The organism is Methylomonas methanica (genome assembly GCF_001644035.1).
In the GTDB taxonomy this organism is placed as follows: domain Bacteria; phylum Pseudomonadota; class Gammaproteobacteria; order Methylococcales; family Methylomonadaceae; genus Methylomonas; species Methylomonas methanica_A.
The window spans coordinates 1-24,345 of record NZ_LUUG01000075.1 but is presented as its reverse complement, the minus strand read 5'-3'; the positions used below and the strand labels follow the sequence as shown (position 1 = coordinate 24,345).

General features: G+C 52.1%; 25 protein-coding genes. 15 read left to right on the top strand and 10 right to left on the bottom strand.

Annotated features, from left to right (window positions below; all coding sequences use genetic code 11):
• Positions 1-175: 175 nt before the first annotated feature.
• A complete protein-coding gene (gene dbpA, locus A1332_RS12850; protein ID WP_064008935.1) occupies positions 176-1,564 on the bottom strand; it encodes an ATP-dependent RNA helicase DbpA in 1,389 nt (462 codons plus the stop codon).
• 130 nt (positions 1,565-1,694) lie between these two features.
• Entirely contained in the window at positions 1,695-2,330 is a 636-nt protein-coding gene (locus tag A1332_RS12845; RefSeq protein ID WP_064008886.1) for a class I SAM-dependent DNA methyltransferase, read from the bottom strand.
• Between the two features lie 277 nt (positions 2,331-2,607).
• Between A1332_RS12845 and A1332_RS12840 the strand changes: the two genes are divergently transcribed.
• The 3 genes from A1332_RS12840 (at position 2,608) to A1332_RS12830 (ending at position 5,488) form a co-directional block, all read left to right on the top strand.
• Complete coding sequence (locus tag A1332_RS12840) at positions 2,608-3,291, top strand: response regulator transcription factor (protein ID WP_064008885.1); 684 nt, start codon at positions 2,608-2,610, stop codon at positions 3,289-3,291.
• 73 nt (positions 3,292-3,364) lie between these two features.
• Positions 3,365-4,579 (top strand): CBS domain-containing protein, encoded by a 1,215-nt coding sequence (locus A1332_RS12835; protein WP_157204010.1) that lies wholly within the window; start codon positions 3,365-3,367, stop codon positions 4,577-4,579.
• A 45-nt stretch (positions 4,580-4,624) separates the two neighbouring features.
• The gene (locus tag A1332_RS12830; protein WP_064008883.1) at positions 4,625-5,488 is read left to right on the top strand and encodes a hypothetical protein; all 864 of its coding nucleotides are present in this window, start codon (positions 4,625-4,627) and stop codon (positions 5,486-5,488) included.
• A gap of 64 nt (positions 5,489-5,552) precedes the next feature.
• Here the strand turns inward: A1332_RS12830 and A1332_RS12825 are convergent, their stop codons facing one another.
• Together A1332_RS12825 and A1332_RS12820 are read right to left on the bottom strand one after the other, a co-directional pair.
• Positions 5,553-6,134 carry an ANTAR domain-containing response regulator gene (locus A1332_RS12825; protein WP_064008882.1) on the bottom strand — a complete coding sequence of 194 codons (582 nt, stop codon included), beginning with the start codon at positions 6,132-6,134 and terminating at the stop codon, positions 5,553-5,555.
• Positions 6,135-6,136: 2 nt separating this feature from the next.
• On the bottom strand, positions 6,137-7,615 hold the full coding sequence (locus A1332_RS12820; RefSeq protein WP_064008881.1) for an MFS transporter: 1,479 nt from the start codon (positions 7,613-7,615) through the stop codon (positions 6,137-6,139).
• Positions 7,616-8,046: 431 nt separating this feature from the next.
• Here A1332_RS12820 and nirB point away from each other — a divergent pair, with 431 nt between their 5' ends.
• Genes nirB through A1332_RS12800 form a run of 3 tightly spaced genes read left to right on the top strand, consistent with a single transcriptional unit; the run spans position 8,047 to position 11,888 of the window.
• Positions 8,047-10,587, top strand: a complete 2,541-nt coding sequence (nirB, locus tag A1332_RS12810; protein WP_064008879.1) for a nitrite reductase large subunit NirB — start codon at positions 8,047-8,049, stop codon at positions 10,585-10,587.
• On the top strand, positions 10,587-10,967 hold the full coding sequence (gene nirD, locus A1332_RS12805) for a nitrite reductase small subunit NirD (protein WP_064008878.1): 381 nt from the start codon (positions 10,587-10,589) through the stop codon (positions 10,965-10,967). The genes nirB and nirD overlap by 1 nt, the downstream gene beginning before the upstream one ends.
• 3 nt (positions 10,968-10,970) lie before the next feature.
• Positions 10,971-11,888 carry a PhzF family phenazine biosynthesis protein gene (locus A1332_RS12800; protein WP_064008877.1) on the top strand — a complete coding sequence of 306 codons (918 nt, stop codon included), beginning with the start codon at positions 10,971-10,973 and terminating at the stop codon, positions 11,886-11,888.
• A 15-nt stretch (positions 11,889-11,903) separates the two neighbouring features.
• Here A1332_RS12800 and A1332_RS12795 read toward each other — a convergent pair whose 3' ends face one another.
• From A1332_RS12795 to A1332_RS12775, 5 genes are all read right to left on the bottom strand, one after another.
• A complete protein-coding gene (locus tag A1332_RS12795; RefSeq protein ID WP_064008876.1) occupies positions 11,904-12,410 on the bottom strand; it encodes a metal-dependent hydrolase in 507 nt (168 codons plus the stop codon).
• 61 nt (positions 12,411-12,471) lie between these two features.
• Positions 12,472-13,836: a cell envelope integrity protein CreD gene (gene creD, locus A1332_RS12790; protein WP_064008875.1), complete on the bottom strand. Its 1,365-nt coding sequence runs from the start codon at positions 13,834-13,836 to the stop codon at positions 12,472-12,474.
• Between the two features lie 156 nt (positions 13,837-13,992).
• Positions 13,993-15,240: a hypothetical protein gene (locus A1332_RS12785; RefSeq protein ID WP_064008874.1), complete on the bottom strand. Its 1,248-nt coding sequence runs from the start codon at positions 15,238-15,240 to the stop codon at positions 13,993-13,995.
• Positions 15,241-15,446: 206 nt separating this feature from the next.
• On the bottom strand, positions 15,447-15,794 hold the full coding sequence (locus A1332_RS12780; RefSeq protein ID WP_064008873.1) for a hypothetical protein: 348 nt from the start codon (positions 15,792-15,794) through the stop codon (positions 15,447-15,449).
• A 129-nt stretch (positions 15,795-15,923) separates the two neighbouring features.
• On the bottom strand, positions 15,924-16,802 hold the full coding sequence (locus tag A1332_RS12775; RefSeq protein ID WP_064008872.1) for an HDOD domain-containing protein: 879 nt from the start codon (positions 16,800-16,802) through the stop codon (positions 15,924-15,926).
• Positions 16,803-16,890: 88 nt separating this feature from the next.
• On the opposite strand from A1332_RS12775, the gene prmB reads away from it, so the two are divergent.
• Genes prmB through A1332_RS12730 form a run of 9 tightly spaced genes read left to right on the top strand, consistent with a single transcriptional unit; the run spans position 16,891 to position 23,760 of the window.
• Positions 16,891-17,820 carry a 50S ribosomal protein L3 N(5)-glutamine methyltransferase gene (prmB, locus tag A1332_RS12770; RefSeq protein ID WP_064008871.1) on the top strand — a complete coding sequence of 310 codons (930 nt, stop codon included), beginning with the start codon at positions 16,891-16,893 and terminating at the stop codon, positions 17,818-17,820.
• Between the two features lie 2 nt (positions 17,821-17,822).
• Positions 17,823-18,911, top strand: a complete 1,089-nt coding sequence (gene aroC / locus A1332_RS12765) for a chorismate synthase (protein WP_064008870.1) — start codon at positions 17,823-17,825, stop codon at positions 18,909-18,911.
• On the top strand, positions 18,912-20,066 hold the full coding sequence (locus A1332_RS12760; RefSeq protein WP_064008869.1) for an MFS transporter: 1,155 nt from the start codon (positions 18,912-18,914) through the stop codon (positions 20,064-20,066). It begins immediately after the preceding gene.
• A gap of 34 nt (positions 20,067-20,100) precedes the next feature.
• On the top strand, positions 20,101-20,715 hold the full coding sequence (locus tag A1332_RS12755; RefSeq protein WP_036273364.1) for a MotA/TolQ/ExbB proton channel family protein: 615 nt from the start codon (positions 20,101-20,103) through the stop codon (positions 20,713-20,715).
• Complete coding sequence (locus tag A1332_RS12750) at positions 20,715-21,149, top strand: ExbD/TolR family protein (protein ID WP_064008868.1); 435 nt, start codon at positions 20,715-20,717, stop codon at positions 21,147-21,149. Before A1332_RS12755 ends, A1332_RS12750 begins: the two co-directional genes overlap by 1 nt.
• 44 nt (positions 21,150-21,193) lie before the next feature.
• Complete coding sequence (gene lpxK, locus A1332_RS12745) at positions 21,194-22,147, top strand: tetraacyldisaccharide 4'-kinase (protein WP_064008934.1); 954 nt, start codon at positions 21,194-21,196, stop codon at positions 22,145-22,147.
• Positions 22,140-22,331 carry a Trm112 family protein gene (locus tag A1332_RS12740; protein ID WP_064008867.1) on the top strand — a complete coding sequence of 64 codons (192 nt, stop codon included), beginning with the start codon at positions 22,140-22,142 and terminating at the stop codon, positions 22,329-22,331. The genes lpxK and A1332_RS12740 overlap by 8 nt, the downstream gene beginning before the upstream one ends.
• Positions 22,328-23,095 carry a 3-deoxy-manno-octulosonate cytidylyltransferase gene (gene kdsB / locus A1332_RS12735; protein WP_064008866.1) on the top strand — a complete coding sequence of 256 codons (768 nt, stop codon included), beginning with the start codon at positions 22,328-22,330 and terminating at the stop codon, positions 23,093-23,095. Before A1332_RS12740 ends, kdsB begins: the two co-directional genes overlap by 4 nt.
• 23 nt (positions 23,096-23,118) lie before the next feature.
• Entirely contained in the window at positions 23,119-23,760 is a 642-nt protein-coding gene (locus tag A1332_RS12730) for a hypothetical protein (RefSeq protein WP_064008865.1), read from the top strand.
• Positions 23,761-24,122: 362 nt separating this feature from the next.
• Here A1332_RS12730 and A1332_RS26015 read toward each other — a convergent pair.
• Positions 24,123-24,345, bottom strand: a 223-nt coding sequence (locus A1332_RS26015) for a hypothetical protein (protein ID WP_231890285.1), incomplete at its 5' end; no start/stop codon positions are given.

Sequence of the window (24,345 nt, the reverse complement as noted above, 5' to 3'; positions counted from 1 at the left end):
CAGGCTTTGGCGATTCGACTATCTGCGCGCTATTTTTATTTGCCGGGTTGCAAATAGATAGGCCCTAGCAAATGCGGCGCAAGGCGCCGCTGAGCCGATTCTGGCTACCATACCCGCGAGGCGGGTTCCAAGGGATGTCTGCAATCAACGCTCTAAAAAAGAGCTTGCCCTTAGGCTAATTCCATTGCGACTTGCGCACGTTGAAATTGCGGCCTTTGATTTTGCCGGCCCGCAAACAGGTCAGGGCTTTATCGGCGCTGCTGCGCTTCACCGCAACATAAGCGTGTTTATCGAAGATGTCGATCTTACCCACTTCGCCGCCAGCTATGCCGTTAGCACCAGTCAATGCCCCCAAAATATCGCCCGGTCGCATTTTGTCCTTGCGGCCGCCGTCTATCCACAGTGTGACCATGGGCGGCTCGAAGCGGTGTTCGCTGCTGAGTTTGAATGGTGCGATGTCGTCCCACTTTACGGAACCGGCAATATATTCTTCGATGGCTTTGACCCGGTTCAACTCTGCTTCGCTGACCAAACTCAGCGCCAGGCCTTTCGCGCCGGCTCGGCCGGTGCGGCCTATCCGGTGCACGTACACTTCCGGGTCCCAAGGCAGTTCGTAATTGATCACTGCCTGCATATCTTTGATGTCCAGGCCGCGCGCGGCGACATCGGTGGCAACCAGAATCGAGCAACTTTTATTGGCAAAGCGTACCAGCACTTGATCGCGGTCTTTTTGCTCCAAATCGCCGTGCAGCGCCTGCACGGAAAAGCCGCAATTGGTCAATGTATCCGCCACGTCCTGGCATTCGCGCTTGGTATTGCAAAACACCACTGTCGATTCCGGGCGATGGTAAGCCAGCAAATAACCTAGCGCGTTCAAGCGCTTGGCTTTATCTACTTGATGAAAACGCTGTTCGATAGGGTTATCGTGATGGCTGGTTTCGACGCTGACCGACACCGGTTTGAATTGAAACTTCTGGCTCAGGGCCCGTATCGGCTCGGCATAGGTGGCGGAGAACAGCAGGGTTTGCCGATGCGTCGGCGCATAGGAAATCACGTCGGAGATGATGTCGGCAAAGCCCATGTCCAGCATGCGGTCTGCTTCGTCCAATACCAGCACTTTTAAATGATCGAGGCGCAAGCTGGCTTTTTGCAGATGTTCCTGCAGACGCCCCGGTGTCCCCACCACTACATGCACGCCGTGTTCCAGTGAACTGCGTTGCGGGGCAAATGGTGTGCCGCCGCACAGGGCCAGGACTTTAATGTTTTGCGTAAAGCGGGCTAGTTGTCTTATTTCCTTACAAACCTGATCGGCCAGTTCGCGGGTAGGGCAGATCACCATGGCTTGCACTTTAAAGATGCTCAAATCCAGCCGCGACAACAAACCGATGCCAAACGCCGCGGTCTTGCCGCTGCCGGTCTTGGCTTGGGCAATCACATCCTTGCCTTCCAAAATATGCGGCAGGCTTTCGGCCTGGATGGGCGTCAGGTGGGTGTAACCCAGCGATTCGATGTTTTCCAGTAGGGCGGGTTTTAACGGCAGGGACGAAAATTCAGGTGTATTCACAAAGACTCTAATATCAAGGAGATGCGGCGAAATAGCGCGCACTTGGCAGGCCATAATAACAGAGTTAGGGAAATGCCCCGGCATTGCCCAGCATTTTGGACTGATGTTGGATTAGCGCAGTGCTTACTGGCTAGCAGCTTTCATCCCGTTTTCTTGCCGTAATCGCCAGCCAGGGCTGCTCGTGCCTCGGTTTGCCGGACGGGCGGTAGTAATGGTCCAGTATCTCGAATTGCGCGTTTGCCAAAAACTCCCGACTGTTGTCGATTTCCATGAAATGGCCGTAGCGTTGCCCGGACCAGCCTTCGCCATTACCGCGCGGATTTGAGATAAACAAAACTCCTGCCGGTCTTAGCGCTGTGTAAAGATCGTTAAGTACTCTCGGTAATTCGCGGCTCGGTACATGAAATAAAGACGCATTGGCGAAGATGCCATCGAAACCTTGTGGCGGCAGATCCAGGCTAAGTAGACTTTGCTGCAATATCCGGCAGCCGCTGTGGGCGCGCGCCATCCGGCAAAATACCTCGCTGCCGTCAAGACCGACCGGTCTGTGGCCCAAAGACTTGAAATAGAACACGTCTCTGCCGGGACCGCAGCCCAAATCTAAAATATCCAATACGAGCTCTTGCGGCAACGCGTCCAGGAAGGCCGCGTAGTTCTGCGTAACGTCGTGATCCTTGGTGCCTTGCCAATACGATTCGGCATTTTGGCTGTAATGATTCAGCGTTGCGGTTTCGATCTCTTTCAATGAGGGTGTCTGGATTTTCATATCGCTCGGTTTGCGGGGTAAGCATCGGCAAGTATCGCCCGTGAACGTAGGTGGCGGCAAATATACGGTTTGCTTGATATTTGCGGGTGCTGAAGATGCCTTGCTTCTTCGATCCGTGAAAATAGCCTTAATAGCGGGGAAGCGGTAGAGGCATCCAAGACCTTAGCCCAATAGACAAACTTTAAGACTTACGTACACTTGACACGTTTTTGAGTACGAATTTGCATCAATTTTTTCAGACTATGGCACTAAAGGTTTTGGACTCGATAGATTAATCTTGGTTGCTGACCGCGAAGTCTCATCGTTTAAAGGTATTAATCGGGTCAGAGAAAGTCTGCAAGCGAATGTAGATTACGTGGCTAGTCGTGATGAATTGTCTCGATGGCTCGTCGACAACAAAGCGAGTTTAACCAGCAAAAAAATTGCCTTTGTGATGGTGTTCGACCCTGAAGTGGTCGAAATATCGCCGTCCGGTTCCGAGTTTGCTTTATTACTGGAATATCCCCGGATTTGTATCACCCGATCAAGTGATCTATCGACAACCTTGCGTTCGATAAAAATCGGATTGTTTGATTTTATTGAAAAGCCCTTTAGTCTGGAACAGATACGCAAATGCCTTGAACTGGCTTTTTTCGAATATGAATTCGCTGTCACTATCAACAATCAATTCCGTAACCTGACGAAACGCGAAATTGAAACTTGCGAGTTGGTTGTGTTGGGCCATACCAACAAGGAAATATCCGAAAAACTGGATATTTCTGTAAAGACCGTAAAAGTGCATTGCGCGAATTTAATGCGTAAAACCGACGCCAAATCGGTCACCGATCTACTGAGATTGCACGATACATTCAAGTCAAATACCCGCCAAGGGCTTATTGATTCAGCCACTATACCCCCGCTGAAAATATTGAACACCCAACAAATTAATAAGCGCGAGAAACGCCAAAAATCCCCGGCTTAACACCACTTGCCAGACAATAAAATTACTTTTCGGCAAGAATCAACCGCAAGGCATAGCCAAATTTGAGACGCTCGTGACTGAATTTACAATTTTTCCAACTGTGGGGTCGATAGCGCAAAAACAGCTTTTGCGAGCGACGTTAAATATGACTATTCGTTCGGTTTCGCAGCTGATAGATCACAATAATGTCAGCAGTGTAGTGCTTGAGATTGGCGAGGAATATTTTGTATTTTCCGTTGAAGATTTGCTGAAGCATCTGCACGGTGGCGGCAGCAGCGAGGCTACCTTAGCTGAATTGGCATTACGCAAGATTACCTGCGTTTTCGAAAATGAACGAGTTCTGACGGCATTCGAAATCCTTGAAACCAGCGGCGATCGGTATTTAGGTGTCGTCGACGCCAAAGAGAGTCTTGTCGGGATATTAACGGATACCGACATTCTATCGGCGGTGGATCCTACCGTACTGGTGCAAAAAAAAACCATCGGCGACTTGGTGACCAGAGTAGAGCCCGTAACCTTCACTGCGGACTGGATTTTGGAAGATGTGCTCAACCATCTCCAGAAAATGGAAGATTCTATTATTGTCGTCGAATCCAAAATACCGATAGGCATCATCACCACCAAGGATATTTTTAAACTTATTTCCTCCGCTGATACCACCGACAGGCCACTCAGGGAATATATGAACAGTCCGGTCATTACCACCAAGGTCAGTTCAACCATTCAAGACGCGCTCGCTCAGTTAAAAACCTTTCACATTAAGCGGTCCATCGCCGATGAAGTCCGAAAACTTGCGGCCCAGACTCGTCAATTCAGTGATGAAATCCGCGCCACACTCGATGACATAATCCAATCGTTGCAAGAAGTGGATCAGCTGGTATCGCAAGCGGCGCAGACTGATCTAAGTCTGGCGGAACGTTCACGCGAAAACCTGGGCAGCCTAGGTCAGGAATTGATCCAAATGACATCCAAGGCTAATGGGCATTCAAGTAGCATCACCCTGGCAACCGATGAAATCCAGCGACTGGCTCAGGAAGGGGTAATGGCGATGCAGTTTGAGGATATCGTTACCCAAATGATGGCAAAAATAGCCGTGGATACAAAAAATGTCGGCAATTACTTGCACGCGTTCTTGAGATTGCATCACGACCGGGAAGAGCGCGACGGTTTAACGCGTTTCAAACAGCGAATTGCAGCCTTGAAATTATTACTGTCGGAAACGGAAAATCAGCCGCAAGTCGAACATTCAAAACCTGACCGGCATTCGACCGAGATTGAGTTGTTCTAAGTAATTTGCAAGGATTGGCATTCGCGGCGACAATCCCGCTCTGCCATGATTCCCTTACTTCCCCAGCAAATCGCACCCGTTGACGCCCAACAGAGTGCATTGACCGACGCCTATCTGGCTGCACGGATCGCTGCATTGCAGTCTTATTTTCTGGGTCTGCGAGTTAAGGTCGATGCGCTGTTGGCGCCGCAACTTCCGGCTGCCGCAGGCAAGCCTTATCCCTATGGTCGCTGCGAGGAGATCACCCGTGAGATTTACGCACTGCTCGCGACCCGCTTACGTCAACCGGAGATGCCGATCGAACAAGTGCTGCTCGACTTCATATCCCAAGGCGGTATCGTGCGCTCGGTATGGGGCGTGTTGCGCGAACAATATTTCCAGAACGCGCTGCAATTCGGCGGCTTGTATGTCGATGTTGCCAACGATACCGTCGACATGAACAAACCGCCGGTGGAAATTCTGTCGCTGGCTGCCAGCGGTTTAGTCTCGGTGCGCGACTTGGCCCATTTTCGCCGGACCGCCGAATCGTACTGGGGTGCGACCATCTATGCCAATCACCTGTTCCCCTCGCTGGCGCCGCTGCTACCCATGGTGTCGGTCAGCCCAGGCCGGCTGCGGTCCGGGCTGCAATCGGCCTGCGACTATATGATTGCGCTGATGTGCCGCGACAACTTTCAGCAGGCCGAAGCCTGGCTGCGTGACGGCCCGGCGTTGCCCGACGAGGAGGCTGCTGTGCTGCTGGCGAATTCGCCAGCGGATCTAAGACCGTGGACAGCTAAAGGCCGCGACGAAGCTATCCTTGCTTGTCAACGCGCGCGGATCGCTGACTGCGCTGCCGATGACCGTTGGCGGCAAGCGCGGGTTTTGGATTACCTGCGTTCGTTGCGAGGCCCCGCGGTGGCGAGTTGAAGGCTGTTCTAAGATGCTGGTACATCAGGGCTCGCGGCGCAAAGCAAGGCCGGGTAAATAGCGATCATTTGTTAAACAACTCCGCCATCGAGATGACGTTCTTGGCCATTTCGCCGATGGCGATGTTGCGGTCCATCGCTAGTTTGCGTAGAGCGTGATAAGCCTGATCTTCCGTATAGCCTTGCGACTTAATTAAAATCGCCTTGGCGCGATCCACTAGTTTGCGGTCTTCCAATTGAGTCTTGGTTTTTTTCAATTCCTCTTTTAAGGCTTGTTGCTCCTTGAAACGCGCTATGGCGATGTCGATGATGGATTTGATACGTTTCGGATCCAGACCATCCACTATATAGGCGCTGACCCCGGCTTTGATGACCTTGTTGATGGTCTCGGTTTGCTGATCCTCCGCGAAAATGACGACCGGCAGTGAGCAGTTTTGGTTGATATCGACGATAGTGCGTAAGACAGCCTCGTTAGGGGCATACAGATTCAAGACCACCACGTCGGGATTCAGTGTCCGGACAATTTGCATCATGTCCAGTTCTTTAAGTTTTAGCGTTACCACCTCACAGCCGTGTTGGCGCAAGCTGGTTTCCAGCAGGGGTTCGCTGTCGAATTCATCGACGACCAAGACATTAAGCGCTGCCATGTTCAATCCAGGGCGATTTTCAGCAAGGTGCCGTCAGGCATGATTTCGGTGATGTAATTTTTCGGTTCTTCCAGATAGTAAATCAATCCCAACAACAGGAAACAGGACAGGCCCAGGATTAAGAAAAATTGCCCGGTGGAGACGAAGGTCAGCAAAATCAAATAGACGATGGCGCCGGCGTTGCCGTAAGCGCCGACGATGCCTGCTACTTCGCCGGTGATGGCGCGTTTGACCAGGGGCACGAACGCGAATATCGCGCCTTCCGCCGCTTGCATGAATATCGAGCAAAGCAAAGTGACAGCCACTGTGGCGAGGATAGTCCATTGCGCGGAAATCATCGCCATTAGACAATAACCGCCGGCCAGGCCGGCCACGAATAAATACAGGGACAATTTGCGGCCAATCTTGTCACTGAGCCAGCCGCCAGCCGGCCGGGCAATGACGTTGGTCACCACGAAACTGGAGGCTAAAAACCCCGCATCCAACATACTGGTGCCTTGGGTTTCGTTGAATGTCTTAAAGAAAAACATCGGCAGCATCGATAATACGGCCAGTTTGGAGCCAAAGGTAACCAGATAGGCTATCGCCAGGATGAATACCTGCCGGTATTGATAATGATGAATGCTGGCAATGGGTTGGCTGAGGCGGTCGGCGTTGTTGTTGACCAATTGAAACACGTGGATCAGGAACAGCAGCCAGACGACTGCATGAATAGTCAGATTCCAGCCGTCGGTTAGGACCGGCGTGGCCGGCGTGGACAGTTTCCAGGCCAATAAGGAGATGGTCGCGTACAAGGGCACCAGACTTAGCATGTATAAAAACAAGTCGCGGATGCTGGTGACTTCCATCGCCATCGGCCGGCGGGTTTTCAATGCGGCAATTTCCGGTGGCAGGTTTTCCACACTGAAATAATAAATGACTGAATAGATCAAAGCGATGACGCCGGTCAAGGCAATCGCGGAACGCCAGCCGTGTTCGGCGCCGAAATAAAACGCCAATCCCGGCAGGAAAATCGCCGCAACCGCCGAACCGAAATTGCCCCAACCGGCGTAAATACCTTCCGCAGTGCCAACTTGGCTGGCCGGAAACCAATCGCCGATGATGCGCACGCCTACCACGAAGCCGGCACCGATAAAGCCCAGTAAAAACCGCGACCAAGCCAGTTCGGCAAAATTTTCCGCCATCGCGAACATGAAGCAGGGGATGCTGCATACCGCCAGTAACACGCTATAGCTGATTTTTGCGCCGAATCTATCTACCAGCATACCGGTGATGACACGGGCCGGTATGGTTAGCGCCACGTTCAGCAATAACAGAATTTCGATTTGGGTTTCGCTGATCCCCAGGTCTTGCTGGATCAGTACTAATAAAGAAGCATGATTGAACCAAATAACAAAGCTGATGAAAAACGCGATCCAGCTCATGTGCAGCACTTTGGCCTTGCCGCGCATGGAGAGTAATTTAAAAGGGGTAAAAGACATGGATGATCCGTGGTTGTCGTTCCTTGGTTTATATAAGCAGCTTATGTGCCAACGATACGGTCGCGACAAATCCGTCAATTCGCGGCAGCATGGCGCCATAGTGGTGCAAGAGACCGGTTTATTTGCCTTATTTGGGTGCGAATTTTGCGGAAAAAAACGTTACCTGGCTGCGGGAGCCGGCATTTTTAAAGGGTTTTTAATGTTGGCATCAATTTTGTTATAGATTTATCAAGTCTTGTCGTTAGACTTGCCCCCGTATTAAACCTGGACAAAGGCGTCCTGCTTGAATGAGTCATTCATTCGAACAGGATGCCTTTTTTTTTGGCTGTGAAAAAGGGCGGTAGCGACCAGGCAGTAGCTCCTTGAATCGCCTTACCGCCACTAGGCCAGGTAGCGCATTTGCATAAATTCTGAGTAAACAGAGGCCCCTGATGAATATGAAACAAACCCTGGTTGTTATCGGCAACGGTATGGTAGGCCAGAATTTTCTGGCTGGATTGGTCGCCAGCAACGCGAAAGATCGCTATCGGATTGTCACATTCTGCGAAGAGCCCAGAGCCGCTTACGACAGGGTGCATTTGTCAGAATATTTTTCCGGGAAAACGGCCGCCGATTTATCCTTGGTGGAAGACGGTTTCTTTGCAGAGCACGGCATAGAGATTTATTTAGGCGACAAGGCCGCCAGTATCGACCGGGAGCGCAAGCAAGTTACCTCTGCCAAAGGTGTGATAGTCGATTATGACAAACTGGTATTGGCAACCGGCTCTTATCCATTCGTACCGCCGGTGCCAGGGCATGAAAGACCGCAGTGTCTGGTGTATCGGACCATCGAAGATTTGGAAGCGATGAAAACCGCGGCAGCGAAATCCAAAGTCGGCGTGGTCATCGGCGGCGGTTTGCTGGGCCTGGAAGCCGCCAAAGCGTTAAAGGATTTAGGGCTGGACACGCATGTGGTCGAATTTGCGCCGCGTTTGATGGCGGTGCAACTGGACGACGGCGGCGGGGCAATGTTGAAGCGCAAGATCGAAGCGCTGGACGTCAAAGTCCATTTGAACAAAAACACCACGTTGATCGACGACGGTGCGGAATGCCTACACAAAATGAATTTTGCCGACGGCGAAACGCTGGAAACCGACATCGTCTTGTTCTCCGCCGGCATCCGCCCGCGCGACGACATTGCGCGCGGCTGCGGTTTGGAAGTGGGTCCGCGCGGCGGCATCGTCATCGACAATCAATGTCGCACCTCCGACGCGGATATATACGCGATTGGCGAATGTGCGCTGTGGAACGGGCAGATTTTTGGCTTGGTAGCGCCCGGTTACGCGATGGCGCGTACCGTGGTCGCCGATTTGGCCGGCGAAGCGGGCAGTTTTACCGGTGCGGACATGAGCACCAAACTTAAACTGATGGGTGTCGATGTAGCCAGTATCGGCGATGCGCATGCCAAGACCCAAGGCGCCATGGTCTACACCTATCAAAACGGCGCCAGCGAAATCTATAAACGCCTGGTGGTCAGCCCAGACCAGAAACGCCTGTTGGGCGCGGTTTTGGTCGGCGAGGCTTCCGCTTACAGTACGTTGTTGCAATATTGTTTGAACGGCATCGAACTGCCGGAGCATCCGGATTCATTAATTTTGCCGCAACTCGCGGGCGAACCGGTGGGTCTGGGGCCGGATGCCTTACCCGCCTCGGCGCAGATTTGCTCCTGTTACGATGTCAGCAAGGGCCAGATTTGCGGCGCAATTGAAGCCGGTTGCACCACGCTGGGCGGCCTGAAAGCCGAGACTAAAGCAGGCACCGGTTGCGGCGGCTGTTCAGCACTATTGAAGTCAGTATTGGATTGCGAATTAACCAAGCTGGGTGTCGAAGTCAGCACCGATATTTGCGAGCATTTTCCACATACCCGCCAGGATTTGTATAACCTGGTGATGGTCGAGGAAATCAAAACCTTCGACGAATTACTGGACAAACACGGCAAAGGCTTGGGCTGCGAAGTGTGCAAGCAGGCGGTCGGTTCTATCCTGGCTTCACATTGGAACGACTACATCCTGAAAACAGAACATATCGGTTTGCAGGATACCAACGACATCTTCCTGGCCAATATGCAAAAAGACGGGACTTATTCCGTGGTGCCGCGGGTAGCCGGCGGGGAAATTACGCCGGACATGTTGATCGCAATTGGCCAAGTCGGCAAAAAGTATCAGCTTTACACCAAAATCACCGGCGGTCAGCGCGTGGACTTGTTTGGTGCCCGCGTCGAGCAATTACCGGCGATTTGGCAAGAGCTGATCGACGCCGGTTTCGAGTCCGGTCATGCTTACGGCAAATCCTTGCGCACGGTGAAATCCTGTGTCGGCAGTACCTGGTGCCGGTTCGGTGTCGATGACAGCGTTGGTTTGGCGATAGAGTTGGAAAACCGCTACAAAGGCTTGCGCGCGCCGCATAAAATCAAATTTGGGGTGTCGGGCTGCACCCGCGAATGTGCGGAAGCGCAAGGTAAAGACATCGGTGTAATTGCCACCGAGAACGGCTGGAATTTGTATGTGTGCGGCAACGGTGGCATGAAACCACGTCACGCCGATTTGTTCGCCACCAATCTGGATAAAGAGACACTAATCAAATACATCGACCGGGTGTTGATTTTTTATGTCCGCACCGCCAACCGCATGCAGCGCACCTCGGTATGGATGGAAAACATGGAAGGCGGCTTGGACTATTTGAAATCGGTAGTGATAGATGATCGGCTGGGTATAGGTGCACAGCTGGAAGGGCAGATGCAGCATGTTATCGATACCTATCAGTGCGAATGGAAAACTACGCTGGCGGACGAGCAAAGGCTGAAACGTTTCCGGCATTTCGTCAACAGCGATCAAGCCGACGACAACGTGGTGTTTGTCGAGGAGCGCGGTCAAGTGCGGCCCGCCAACGCGCAAGAACGTAAACATTTCAAATTGATCGAGGAGGCGGCATAATGAGTACGTGGATAGATGTGTGTGACATCGACGATTTGCAAGCCGATTCTGGCGTGTGTGCCCTACTAAAAGGCAAACAAATCGCGATTTTTTACTTGCAGCGTCGGCAGGAAGTCTATGCAATCGGTAACTTCGATCCGTTTAGCGAGGCCAATGTCCTGTCGCGAGGTATGATAGGCGACATCGGTGACGAACCAATGGTCGCCTCGCCCATGTACAAGCAACATTTCAGTCTACGTACCGGTGTTTGCTTTGAAGATGCCGGTGTTAGTGTGCCCGCCTATCCGGTACGCTTGGAAAACGGCAGAGTCGCCGTCATGCTGGCGTCGCCGCCGGTGCAACAAAAATCGCCGTCTTTGGCTGTCTGTGAAATGGAGTAACGTGTGAACTACCAATATTACATCGCTGATGTCTTTACCGACCAGATTTTCAACGGTGCGCAGATAGCGGTATTGCCGAAGGCGGACGGCTTGAATGCCGAAAAAATGGCCAAGATTGCCAAGGAATTGAATCTGTCGGAAACGGTATTTCTGTTTCACAAAGCCGATAGCGACAAGCACCGGCGGATGCGAATATTTTCCCCGTTGGGCGAAATCAATTTTGCCGGCCATCCGATTATTGCCGCAGCCTATGTGTTGGCTATCTCCGGCGATGTGGCGTTAACCGAGCCGCTCACCAAACTTGAGTTCGAACAAAATATCGGCGTTATCCAAGTCAATCTGTCCAGTCAGGATGGTCAGCCAGGCTTGGTGCAATTTAGCCGTAGCGTCGATTCCATTGTCGACCGCTTCGCGCCCAGCGACGATGAAATTTGCAGTTTTTTAGGCTTGCAATTATCGGAGCTGGATCATAAAAAATACTCGCCGCGCTTGGTGTCTTGCGGGTTTCCTTATTTAGTAGTGCCGGTTTGGAATGTCGAATCGGTGCGCAAGGCGCGTTTTAATTATGCGGCCTGGGCGCAATCGGCGGCCCCGCAAACCGCGGCGCAGGAAATCTTGCTGTTTTGTCCGAAATCGTCAAGCCCGGAAGCGGATTTCAATGCGCGCTTGCTCGGACCTAATATCGGCATCCATGCCGACCCGCCGGTCGGCAGCGCGATGCCGGCGTTTTGTTGCTACTTGTGTTCCTTCGAACACACCCAAAAAGGTACCCACACTTTCGCGGTCGAACGCGGCGAGCAAAGCACTCGCCGCAGCTTGATTCAATTGGAAATGGATAACAAAGGCCTGGAGAACTTGACCATCAGGGTCGGTGGGCAAGCCGTGTTGTTCGCGGAAGGCAAAATTATGTTGCCCGATTAGACCTTATTCCCTTCATCAGTCGCGCCGGGCCATGCGCTGCTTACTCCACAAATAGGCGGCCCAAAAGACAAGCAAAATTTCCAGCGCAAACGATCTATGCAGCAGAAAGTTTAGCCACCAGATTTCGTAGGCCTTAGGCACGCTGAATAAAGCAAAAGGCCTGTTTACGAATGGCGCCAACCAGTAAATATTGGTCGAGATATAGTCCAGCAACATATGCAACATCCCGTTGCAGGTAAAAATTAGCGCCAACAACGGCAGTTTCTTGTGCCTACAATGCTGAAAACCAAGTATTGCCAGTGTTAATAACAGTAGCCAAACGCTCGGAAAGTGACTGAAATAGCTGTGGTGTGGGTGAGCGCGGTGGTCGAAACCATAAAAATAAATCATATCCAGATCAGGGGCTATACTGCCGAGTAAGCCGGCACGCAGAAAAACTAACCTTGGCACCCCATGTTTTTCGAATCTGTGAAACAGCAGTGTCGATACTATATAACCGGCTGGGAGATGAGCAACAATCATAACTACCTCGATGTTGTCGCTCGGAACGATGCTTATAGCCGGCGTCCCGAGCCGATGGGATTTAAATGATTGCCAAGTTATCGGTACTGGATTGACTGAGTCCGTACCAATCCAGGCGCCGCGTGGTGACCATGGCCAGGGCCAACAATGCGAACATCAGTAAAGACCCCAGCATCAACGCGTTATCCTCTGATTCCAACAAGCCATACAAACTGCCGAACAAGCCGCCCAGTAAGGCGCCGGCGGTAATACCGCGTTTTACGCTACGCAGGACCGCACTGAGGTAGAAGCCGATCAACGCCACGCAAGCGGCGCTGGCGATTAGATAAGCCAGCACAAAATCCAAGTGTTCCGATAAGCTCAACAGCAGCAGGAAAAACATCGCTAGTGCCAAACCGACTAAGGCGTATTGAGCGGGATGAATCGCCAGGTTTTTCAGGATTTCGAACAGAAAGATGGCTGCAAAAGTCAGGCAGACGAACAAAAAACCGTATTTGCTGGCGCGATCAGACAAGGAATAGACATTGATTGGCTCCATCAAGCGTATCCCAAAGCTGTCGTAGCAACTGATGGCCTGGCACTTGTACAGGTTTTCGGCGACATTCGATGCCAACGCATCGACCGACCATAGCGCATGAAAGCCCGCTGCGCCGACTTGCTGGGTTTGCGGATCAGGCAGAAAGCGGCCGTAAAAGCTCGGATGTTGCCAGGCGGAGGACAGGTCGACACGGGTTTGCTTGCCGGCCGGAATAAAGTCCAACGATTCGATCCCGCGTATTTTTAGCGTGAACGCAAACGGCATGCTAATCGGGCCAAACTCGACCGGCGGCGCATCCAATGTCACGTGCATGCCGTTAGCTTGGTGCATGGGTAATTCAGCGCCTTGTTCGAATGCATACTGCTTGCCGCCCCATTCCACGCCCGGCGCTTCCAATACACCGCGCATATCCGCCAGCACGACGCTGGCGTAAGGCGTGCCGAAACTGATTTGGCCGTTATGCAGCGGCTTGGGGTTGCCGTAACCGCCCGGCAATTTCATATCGCCCTTGATACTGACATTCAGCACGTAAGAGCGTACTTTGAACAGGCCGCGCTGCTTGGTTTCCGTGGCCAGTTCGCCGGTTATATTCAGGTGCTCGGGTAGAAAATACAGCAGGCGATTATCGATGCGTTCAATTTGTTCGCGCTTGGCTTGGCCGTCCTGTTTGGTTTCGATAATTTCGGTCCAGCGTTCGCTATAAGGCACCACCAGCAACGGGCCGAATAACTGTTGCGGCCCGGCCGAGCTGGCGGCAATGTCGCTCACTGCCTGTTGTTGGCGCTCGGCGCGTTCGCCCACCAGATTTTTTATCATGCCGATTGGTATCAGCAGCACCAAAGTCAGACCGAACATTATGCAGATCTTTTGCCAGAGTTTTTTTTGCATCGCGTTTATTCCGTGGAGTTAAAAGACGATGAACAGCATGCTCCGGCAAGGTGAGCGGATGATGTGGTGAATGTGAAGCGAGGGTGAAGTCGGCGGGATTGTCTTACGCGTTATACGGAAGGGTATGGCTAAGCCTTTAGCCATACCCTGAAGGGCTTAATCTATGGTTTCCACCCAATGGCAACGCTCTTTAACGATAGGCGCGGTGTGCTCGTTAGCAATACCTTTAGCGATCAAGGCAATCACCCGGTCGTCGGTATCGTAGCCGATATGGGCGTCCATAGGATTAGCCAGCTTACCCAATCCGAACGCATCATAAACTCTGGCGACGTTGATGTTGATGTTGGTGACATTAACGCACAAGCGCGAATCCAGATATTTATTCACAAAATTGTGCGGGATGGCATAGCTCAGCAAATCGTTGGGGTCGCTAAACGCGATCACCGACGTTTTAGCCATGATCCGTTCGTTATATTTGGCGCCTGCGGCTTGGCAATAGGTGTCGGCATGATTGGCGACTTCCGGTAGCGCCCGCCCCAATTGCAGCATGGGCAATTGGTTGGACATCATATAGATAGGTATCTCCTTATTTTTTAAGACGTTGGTCAATGCCGCGTAATAGCTGGCTGTTTCGCCGTTGCTCAACTTCGCGGCAATCTGTTGCAGACCGTCAATGGTAATGCGGCTGCCCAAACTATGGGAAATGAAAGCGTAACTGTCGTTATAAAACGGCGTGACGTTCTTGGTGGAACAGGTTTGCTTAGCGTCATCCGGCAGGCTGTTCCAGTCGCCGTGGATCATCCAGCAAAAGGATTGCGCGAATGCCGACAGAATATCTTCGCGCTTTTCGCCCAGGTAAATAATAGGGTCCGGTCCTGTATCGTTGGAGAACTTTTTTAACAGATCGTTGACTTCCGCGCGGCGAAACGACTGTTCTCCGGAGTTATCGTAAGACAGCACTTCTTTTTCCTTGGCGCTGATCTCGGACCAGGTCAGCTCGTAAAACAGCATTTCCTGGGATTTGCCGGCGTCCAGATAACGGTGGATACGCAAATTGCCCAGCGGTCGTTCATCGGCTTTTGCATCGGACAAGCGGATATTTTTGACATTTCTGCTGGTGACGGTCAGATCAAGTTCTTTGGCCAGCTTTTCCATGAACTGCGTGGAGTAACCCGGCAAGTGGTTGCCGACGCCGTGCACCATCAGCAGCTTCATTTTTCGATCATGCACTTCCAGTTGCGGTTTAATACCTTCGAATTTGTCGCCTTTGATTTCGCAAATGCGGGTATCTTCCGCTTCCTGCTTTTCCAGAATGGCTTCGGTAATACCTTTGCCGAGACTGGCGCAACCGTTTAACAGCATGCTGATCGCCAGTATCAGCAGCTTGGTGTGGATTTTTTTCATGTCTTGGATAGTGTTTATTGCTAAGGAGTGGAGGTCTTGAAGCGCAGCCTCCGCATTGGCGAATGGCTGCTTGATATCATGCGGAGATTTTATGATAAATCCCGGCTGCTCGGGAGGCTTAATCGGTGCGCGAATTGTAAATCGCGGTAAAAATGGCGTGTTTGCCGCATAAACTGAGTTTCGTGGATTGCACCAGCGTAACCAGCTTATTCTTTATCCAGTTTTTTCTTGGCTGCCTCGGCTTCCGCGCCGATTTTTTCCACAGTGTCGCGATATTTGGCCTGCGCCTGATTGGCATGATCGGCGATGATACCGTTATCAGTGTTGGCTTCCTTGATCAAGCATTCGAAATAATCGCGAGATTTTTGTTGCCAGGTGTTTATAGCCGCAATGCTCTTATTGTAGGCATCGATATTGCCGCCATCGATGGTAGGTGAGTCAGGCACTACGCCGCAACCGCTAGGTTGCCAACTGCCGTTGTTCAGGCTGCCAGCTTGGGCAGGGGTTACAAAAATCAAGGGCAGAAGGGCGGCAAACAGTAGTTTATATGACATGTAGTTAACTCCGTCGATAGAAAAAAGCCAAGAAAAATCAACGCCACGAATGGCAATGTAGGCAACCAAACCGGGCTGGGCAGATTATTCCGCAACTTGAGCAGATTGCCAACGCTTGCGCAGGGCGGTTTAACTCAACATTTGTCGGATATGCTCGATCTCATCCTTTGCCTGATCGAGGATATTGATGCTTAAATCCGCGTCCAGATTGCCTTTAGCCAGTTTTTTATACGCCGGTAATTCGTCCAGCTTGGGCATTTGTTTGATGTCTATCTTGCCAATAAAGCTGTGCAGTTGCGAGATCATGACTATGTCGCTGTAACAGGCCTGTTCGCCGCTGTCGCGGTGCCAGTTTTCGGCATGAATGATCACGTCTTCAAAGTCGCTGGGAAAATCCCATTTGCGGACGATTTGCACGCCTATCGGGCAGCGCAATTCGCGTACCGCTTCGGCCAGATCGCCCGGGTTAGCCAAAATCTCCGGTTGCCGGTCGGCATAGGCCAAAATCGGCACCACGCCTATGTCGTGAATCAAGCCGGCCAACATAGCTCGGTCCGGATCGAAACCGGGGGTTTTGTGAGCAAACACCGCGCTGATCGCTGCCACGTAACTGCTATGGGCCCAAAGATCTTGCATCTTGCGGCGAATCACCGGCGATTTGGCGTTAAACACTGCTTTTAACGCGAAGGCGGTAATGATGTCCTGCGCGGCTTTCAAGCCCAAACGGGTCAAGGCCTCCGGGCAGCTCTCAATCTTGCGCCGGCCTCGGTATAGCGGACTATTGGAGATTTTTACCAAGCGCGCGGTAATGCTGGGGTCGATTTGCACGACTCTGGCGATTTTGTTGCTGTTGGCGTTGGGTTCGTTGATCGCCCGGCGGATTTTTACCGATACATCCGGGATGGTCGGTAACGCCAAGGAATCGGATTGCATATATTTAAAGCAATCTTGATACAGACGATTTTTTGCCAGTTTGGCGGATAGCGCTTGAGAATGGGCCTCGGTCATTTACTTTGCTTTATTCGGGCAAGCGGCGGGGGATTGGTTTAAAATCCGCTGCTGCATTTTTAAACGTATTTTTAAGTATAGACACGCTATGAATTTAACAGGCCCGGATGTTATCACAACCCTCAGCAGCATCAGAGACTATATTCGCTGGGCTGCCAGCCGCTTTGCCGAACATCGGGTTTTTCTGGGTCACGGCACTGTCACGCCTTTGGACGAAGCGGCGGCGATTGTGTTGCATACCTTGCATCAGCCTTACGATTTGGATCACGGCTATCTGGATTCGGTACTGACTATGGCCGAACGGCAGGCGGTGGTGGCATTGATCGAGCGCCGCATCGTCGAACGTAAACCGTCCGCCTATTTAACCCACGAAGCGATTTTTGCCGGCCTGTCGTTTTATGTCGATGAACGGGTGTTGGTGCCGCGCTCGCCCATCGCCGAACTAATCTCCGAACGCTTCGAGCCTTGGGTGGAAGAAACTCAGGTGTTCAATATCCTGGATTTATGCACCGGCAGCGCCTGTATCGCTATCGCTTGCGCTTATGCCTTTCCGGATGCGCAAGTGGACGCAGTGGAATTGTCGGATGATGCGCTGGCGGTGGCGCAGATCAATATTGAAAAACATGAACTGCAAGAACAGGTCCAACTCTATCAATCCGATTTATTCAACGAATTGCCGGCCAAGCCTTACGATATCATCGTCAGCAATCCGCCCTATGTCGCCATCGCCGAATGGGAAAACCTGCCCGCTGAATTTCACGCCGAACCCGAGATGGGCTTTACCGGCGGCGAACACGGTTTGGATTTGGTGTTGCGGATTTTGGTCGACGCCAAACGTTATCTGGCGGAGCAGGGCATTTTGATCATCGAAGTGGGCAGCAGCGCCGAAACCTTGCAGGAAATGTTTCCCGACGTGCCGTTCCAATGGCTGGAATTCGAACGCGGCGGCGACGGCGTGTTTTTACTGACCGCCGCACAAGTCACTCTTTATCACTCACACTTTGTCAGCGCTTTATAACCATGTCCGGAAACAGCATAGGAAAATTATTTACCGTCACCAGCTTCGGCGAAAGCCACGGCCCGGCAATAGGCGCCATTGTCGATGGTTGCCCTCCCGGACTGGAGTTGTCCGAGGCCGATTTGCAAATCGATCTGGATAGACGCAAGCCCGGTACTTCAAGGCACACCACCCAACGCCGGGAAGCCGATGAAGTGAAAATTTTGTCCGGCGTGTTCGAAGGCAAAACCACCGGTTGCCCGATTGGGCTGCTGATCGAAAACACCGATCAGCGCTCCAAGGATTATTCAAAAATCGCCGACAGTTTCCGCCCCGGCCACGCTGATTACACGTATCAGCACAAATACGGTCTACGCGATTATCGCGGCGGCGGCCGATCCTCGGCACGGGAAACCGCCACACGGGTTGCGGCAGGTGCGATTGCGAAGAAATATCTGTTCCAACAGCACGGCATCCTGGTGCGTGGTTATTTGTCGCAACTGGGCCCGATCAAAATAGCCGCGTTCGACTGGAACGAAATTCCGAATAACCCGTTCTTCTGCCCTGACGCTGGCAAGGTTGAAGAGATGGAAAAATACATGGACGCCTTGCGCAAGGAAGGCGAGTCCATCGGTGCCAAGATCGAAGTGATCGCCAGCAATGTGCCGCCCGGCTTGGGCGAACCTATTTTCGACCGGCTGGATGCCGAACTGGCCTATGCTTTGATGAGCATCAATGCGGTAAAAGGTGTGGAGATTGGCGACGGTTTTGAGTGCATCGATACCAAAGGCACGAAATTTCGTGACGAAATCACCCCGGAAGGCTTTTTAAGCAATCATGCCGGCGGTATTTTGGGTGGGATTTCCAGCGGCCAGGACATTGTGGCCAGGATTGCCTTGAAACCAACCTCCAGCTTGCGCTTGCCGGGCCGCAGTATCAACAGCAAAGGCGAAGTCATAGAAGTAGTCACCGAAGGCCGCCACGATCCTTGCGTCGGTATCCGCGCCACGCCTATCGCCGAAGCGATGGTCGCCATTGTGTTGATGGATCATCTGTTACGGCACCGCGCGCAGAATTTGCATGTAAATTCCGGGTTGCCGATTCTGCGCTGAATGAGCGTACCTTACTGGCGCTTATCCGGCTTTTACTTCTGCTATTTCGCCACGCTGGGCGCTTTCCTGCCGTTTTGGAGTTTATACCTGAAGCAAGTCGGCTTTGCCGCTACCGAAATCGGCGAGCTTACGGCGTTTTTGGTGGCTACCAAGATCGTCGCGCCGAATTACTGGGGGTGGTTAGCCGACAAAACCGGCCGTAATTTACGCCTGATTCGTATCACCTCTTTGCTGTCTGTGCTGTGTTTTGCCGGTTTTTTGTACCGTAGCGATTACCTGTGGTTTGCGGCGGTGACGGTGATCTTCAGTTTTTTCTGGAACGCTACCCTACCGCAGTTCGAAGCGGCTACCTTGTTTCATCTACAAGCCGAACCGCAGCGTTATAGCCAAATCCGGCTGTGGGGGTCTATCGGCTTTATTGCGGCAGTACTGGGCATAGGCCGGTTTCTGGATCAGTTTAGCATCGCCTATTTGCCGTGGATTATCGGCAGTTTGATGCTGTTGAATTGGCTGATGGCGCTGATGACGCCGGAAGCGCGGCCGCGTCTGACACACAGCAGCACTGGCGGCATCTGGCAAATTCTCCTCAAGCCGGAGCTGCTAGCGTTTCTGCTGGTTTATATGCTGCTGCAAGTCGCCCACGGCCCTTACTACGTATTTTATTCGGTTTACTTAAAGCAGCACGGCTATTCGGCCACCGAAACCGGTTTATTGTGGGCTAGCGGTGTCGCCGCTGAGGTGCTGCTGTTTATGGCGATGCGCCAGTTGTTGAAATGGCTCTCGCCGCGCACTTTATTGCTTTTCGCGGTATTACTGAGCGTGGTGCGTTGGCTGTTAATCGCCGAGGGAGTGGATTCGCTGGCATTGACCATTAGCGCGCAAATTCTGCATGCGGCGACCTTCGGGGTGGCGCACGTGGTGGCAATGCAATTGCTTTATCAGTATTTTGGCGAGCGGCATCAAAGCAAAGGCCAGGCGCTTTATAGCAGCATCAGTTTTGGCTTGGGCGGGATGATAGGCAGTCTGTACAGCGGCTATTTCTGGGATATGCTGGGTGGGCGTTTGGTTTACATCATCGCCGCCTTGGTGTGTTGCGTGGCCTTACTGATTACCTATATCGGCGTGGCCCGGCAATCTCGCCCGGGATTGGGTTAAAATTGATCAGTTTCATGAAAGAGGGATAGACAACGTGTTTGAAGTAATCAAAAACGGCGGCTGGATGATGGCGCCGATCATTTTGTGTTCCATCGTGGCGATGGCGATCATCGGCGAACGCTTTTGGTCCTTGCAACGCAAACGCATTATTCCCGCCGATTTGGTGCCGTACATTTGGCAATTGCATCGGGACAAAAAACTCGACGAACCGACCATCAGGCGCATTAAACTGAGTTCGCCGCTCGGGCGGATTTTGGCAGCCGGCTTATTGAATCGCAAGCATGGTCGGGAAATCATGAAATCCAGTATCGAAGAAGTCGGCCGGCAGGTGACTCACGAGTTGGAGCGTTATTTGAATGCGTTGGGCAGCATCGCGTCGATCACGCCCTTATTAGGATTGTTGGGTACCGTGGACGGCATTATCCGGGTGTTTTCCGACATCGCGATAGGCGGCATGGGCGATCCGGCCGTGTTGAGCGGTGGTATTTCCGAAGCCTTGATTTGTACCGCCTCGGGCTTGACCGTGGCGATTCCCAGCCTGTTTTTTCACCGCTATTTCGAACGGTTGGTGGACGATCATGTGGTGCGCATGGAAGAAGAATCGCTCCGCCTGATCGACATCATGCAAGGCGCGCGCGAGGATATTTAATGCAATTCCGCCGCAAACGCCGCACACAGGTCGATATCGGTTTAATCCCGATGATAGACGTGTTGTTGGTTTTACTGTTTTTCTTCATGGTGGCCACCACTTTTCGCCATCATTCCGAACTGAAGATCAACTTGCCCGAAGCCCAAGGCAGCGACGCCACGGAGCAGGTTAAGACCATCAATTTATATGTCGATGCGAAAGGCACTTATGCTTTGGCCGGCGACGACAATCAGTTTCACGAGCTGGTGAATCAGAATCTGGAAGGTTTGAAAGCGGCTTTAGCACAAACCGCTGGTGACTCCAGGCTGTTGCCCTTCATCATCAGCGCCGACGGCAAAGCCCCGCATCAAGCCGTAGTCAGCGCCTTGGATGTCGCGAATCAATTGGGCTTTCACCACATTACTTTCGCTATCAACAGACCGGAAAAGCCGTGAACAAGAAACTAATCAAATGGTTTGAGGATGCCTGGTACAAAGAGATGTATATCTCCGCATGGCTGATGCCCTGGTCCATGCTCTACGTCGATGCCATCCGCTTGCGGCGCTTTTTGTACCGCATCGGCGTATTGAAAAAAACCAGGCTACCGGTGCCGGTAATCATCGTCGGTAACATTACCGTGGGCGGTACCGGCAAGACGCCCTTGGTGATCTGGATGGTCGAATTCCTGAAACAAAACGGCTACAAACCCGGCGTGATCAGCCGCGGTTATGCCGGCGCGGCCAGCACCAGTCCGCAAGTAGTCACCGCGGACAGCGACCCGGCGCAAGTGGGTGACGAAGCGGTGTTATTAGCCAAACGTTGCGCTTGCCCGATAGTGGTAGGGGCGGAGCGGGTCGCGGCGGGCAGGCAATTGCTGTCAAGCAACGCTTGTGATGTGCTGATCTCCGATGATGGTTTGCAGCATTATGCGCTGGAACGCGACATCGAGATTGTGGTGATCGACGGTCAGCGCCGCTTCGGTAATGGTTATTGTCTGCCGGTTGGCCCGTTGCGCGAGCCGCAGGAGCGCGTCAAACACGTCGATCTGGTGGTCGTCAACGGCCCTGACGAATTGCTGGAAGGCGAATTGCCTATGCACTGCAAGGGCCAACAACTGATCAATTTGCAAACCGGCGAAAGAAAACCGCTCGGCGAATTCAAGGGTGTGGCGTGTCACGCAGTCGCTGCGATAGGTAACCCGGCCCGGTTCTTTGCGCAATTGGCTGCCGCCGGTCTGAATTGTCAAACCCACGCCTTGCCTGATCATCACCCGTTTACTGCCGAAGACTTACAATTTAAAGAGCCGCGCCCGGTGCTTATGACCGAAAAAGACGCGGTCAAATGTGCCCGCTTCGCTACCGACCAGTACTGGTATTTACCTATTGATGCCGAACTGCCCGAGGCATTTTCCCAACAACTCTTAAAACTACTCAAAGACAAAGCTCATGGATAAAAAACTGCTTGATATTCTGGCCTGCCCGCTATGCAAAAGCTCCCTGATTTACGATAAAGACAAACAGGAATTGATTTGCAAGGCCGACAATTTAGCCTTCCCGATCCGCGACGATATTCCGGTGATGCTGGAAGACGAAGCCCGCGAACTGAGTTTTGAAGAAGCGGACGCGCTACGTAAATGAGCACCGGTTTTAAAGTCGTTATCCCGGCTCGCTACGGTTCTACCCGCTTGCCGGGTAAACCCTTGCTGGACATCGCCGGCAAGCCGATGATCGTGCATGTTTGCGAACGCGCGCTGGAAGCCGACGCGGAACAAGTGGTGGTAGCGACCGACGATCAACGCATTTTCGATGCGGTCGGTGACCTGGGCCTGCTGGCGGTGATGACCGATCCCAACCACCAGTCCGGGACCGAGCGCATCGCCGAAGTGGCCCGGATTATGGGTTGGGCGGACGAGCAAATCGTGGTCAATCTGCAAGGCGATGAACCATTGATTCCACCTGCGTACATCCGCGATGCGGCTATGGCTTTGGCTGGTCAAGACCAGGCCGGGATCGCCACCCTGGCTGCGAAGATTTTGGATGTGGATGAAATTTTCAATCCGAACGCGGTGAAGGTCGTTTTGGACAAAAACGGGTATGCGCTTTATTTCAGCCGGGCGCCGATTCCCTGGAACCGTTCGACTTTTCCTGATCAGCACGATCCTGCCGTTTCGACGTTGCCGCATCTCAGACACATTGGGATGTATGCGTATACGGTTGGGTTTTTGCAGCGGTATTGCAGTTGGGCGGCGTCGCCGTTAGAGAGTGTCGAGTCTTTGGAACAGCTTAGAATTCTTTGGCATGGTGAAAAAGTTTTGGTGAAGATTGTGGAGAAGACGCCGGAGGCGGGGGTCGATACGGAGGAGGATTTGGTGAGGGTTTCTAAGCGGTTAGGTCTTGTTTAATTCAGGCCCCTAAGCAAGAAATCATGGACAAGAAACTCGAAAAATGGCTGAAATGGCTTGATATTATAAAGTCAGAGATTCAAGAGCTTGTCGTTGCAAAGCACACCTTTCATGAAGTCCAGAAAATAATTAGCGATAATCCTGAGTTGCACGAATCTAACTCATTTTATAGATACTTTTCTAACACTTATGTATCCCACGTGGTTAGTGGGGTTCGCCGTCAAGTAAAATGCGATGATCAAAGTATTTCTTTGGCTCGGTTGTTGACTGAAATGGTCGCATCTCCTCAAACTTTAAGCCGCGATTATTATGTCTCACTTTATAAAGGCTCAGTTGTTGAGGGTTTTGCCAACAAAGACTTTAATCGGTTTGCTGATCCAAATTGTAAACATATTGATCCTGACAGAGTTTCTTGTGACCTAAAGCATCTGCGCGAGACAAGTGCTGCATGTGAGGATTTTGCAGACAGACGTGTTGCACATCGTGACAGACGAGATCCAAAGGACCTTCCAACATATAAACAGTTAGACGATTGCATTGATATGCTCGACAGACTCTTTGTGCGTTATTTCTTTCTTTTTCATGCTAGTCACATGGAGTCACTCCTTCCGACATGGCAATATGATTGGAAGAAAATTTTTCGAGTACCTTGGATTTCTAGTTAATTTCGCTCGGTAGGTTAAGTACGGTTTTAGTACCCGTGGAGGTAATGTGTCGCTAGCGCGACGGCTTATTTAGAAATCGGTTCTCGGACCGACAACCGAGATACTTTCTTTTGCTCCGCCAAAAGAAAGTATCCAAAGAAAAGGCGGCCCGGATGCCGCTTTAATCCTGCGCTCCGAAGCTTTTATCGAGGGTCGGCAGAAGGGGCTTCCCAGCCCCTCCGCCGACGCAGCGCATCCATGCGCTGCCCCTTCGGGCTATTCTCGATAAAAGCTCCGGTGCTCGGCGCGGCATACGGGGGAACACCCTTGCTGTGTAGCAGATGTTTGGTTATTTATGAAATTCCTCTTGAGCATCAAACCGATCAAGACAGGCCATCCATGGCACTGGATGCCCGCTCCCGGCGGGCATGACGGATTTTTTGGTTTAGCTTAAGCAGATTGCTAGACAGGAGGATTTTGTCATCGGGAGGGTTTTGGTCCCGTATTTCGACCCCGAGCATCGCAGTTTTTTGCAGGATCAGCCCGGAGGGGAGCGGCAGGGATGCCGCTCGTTGGCGAAGGGGCAGGAAGCCCCTTTCGCCAACC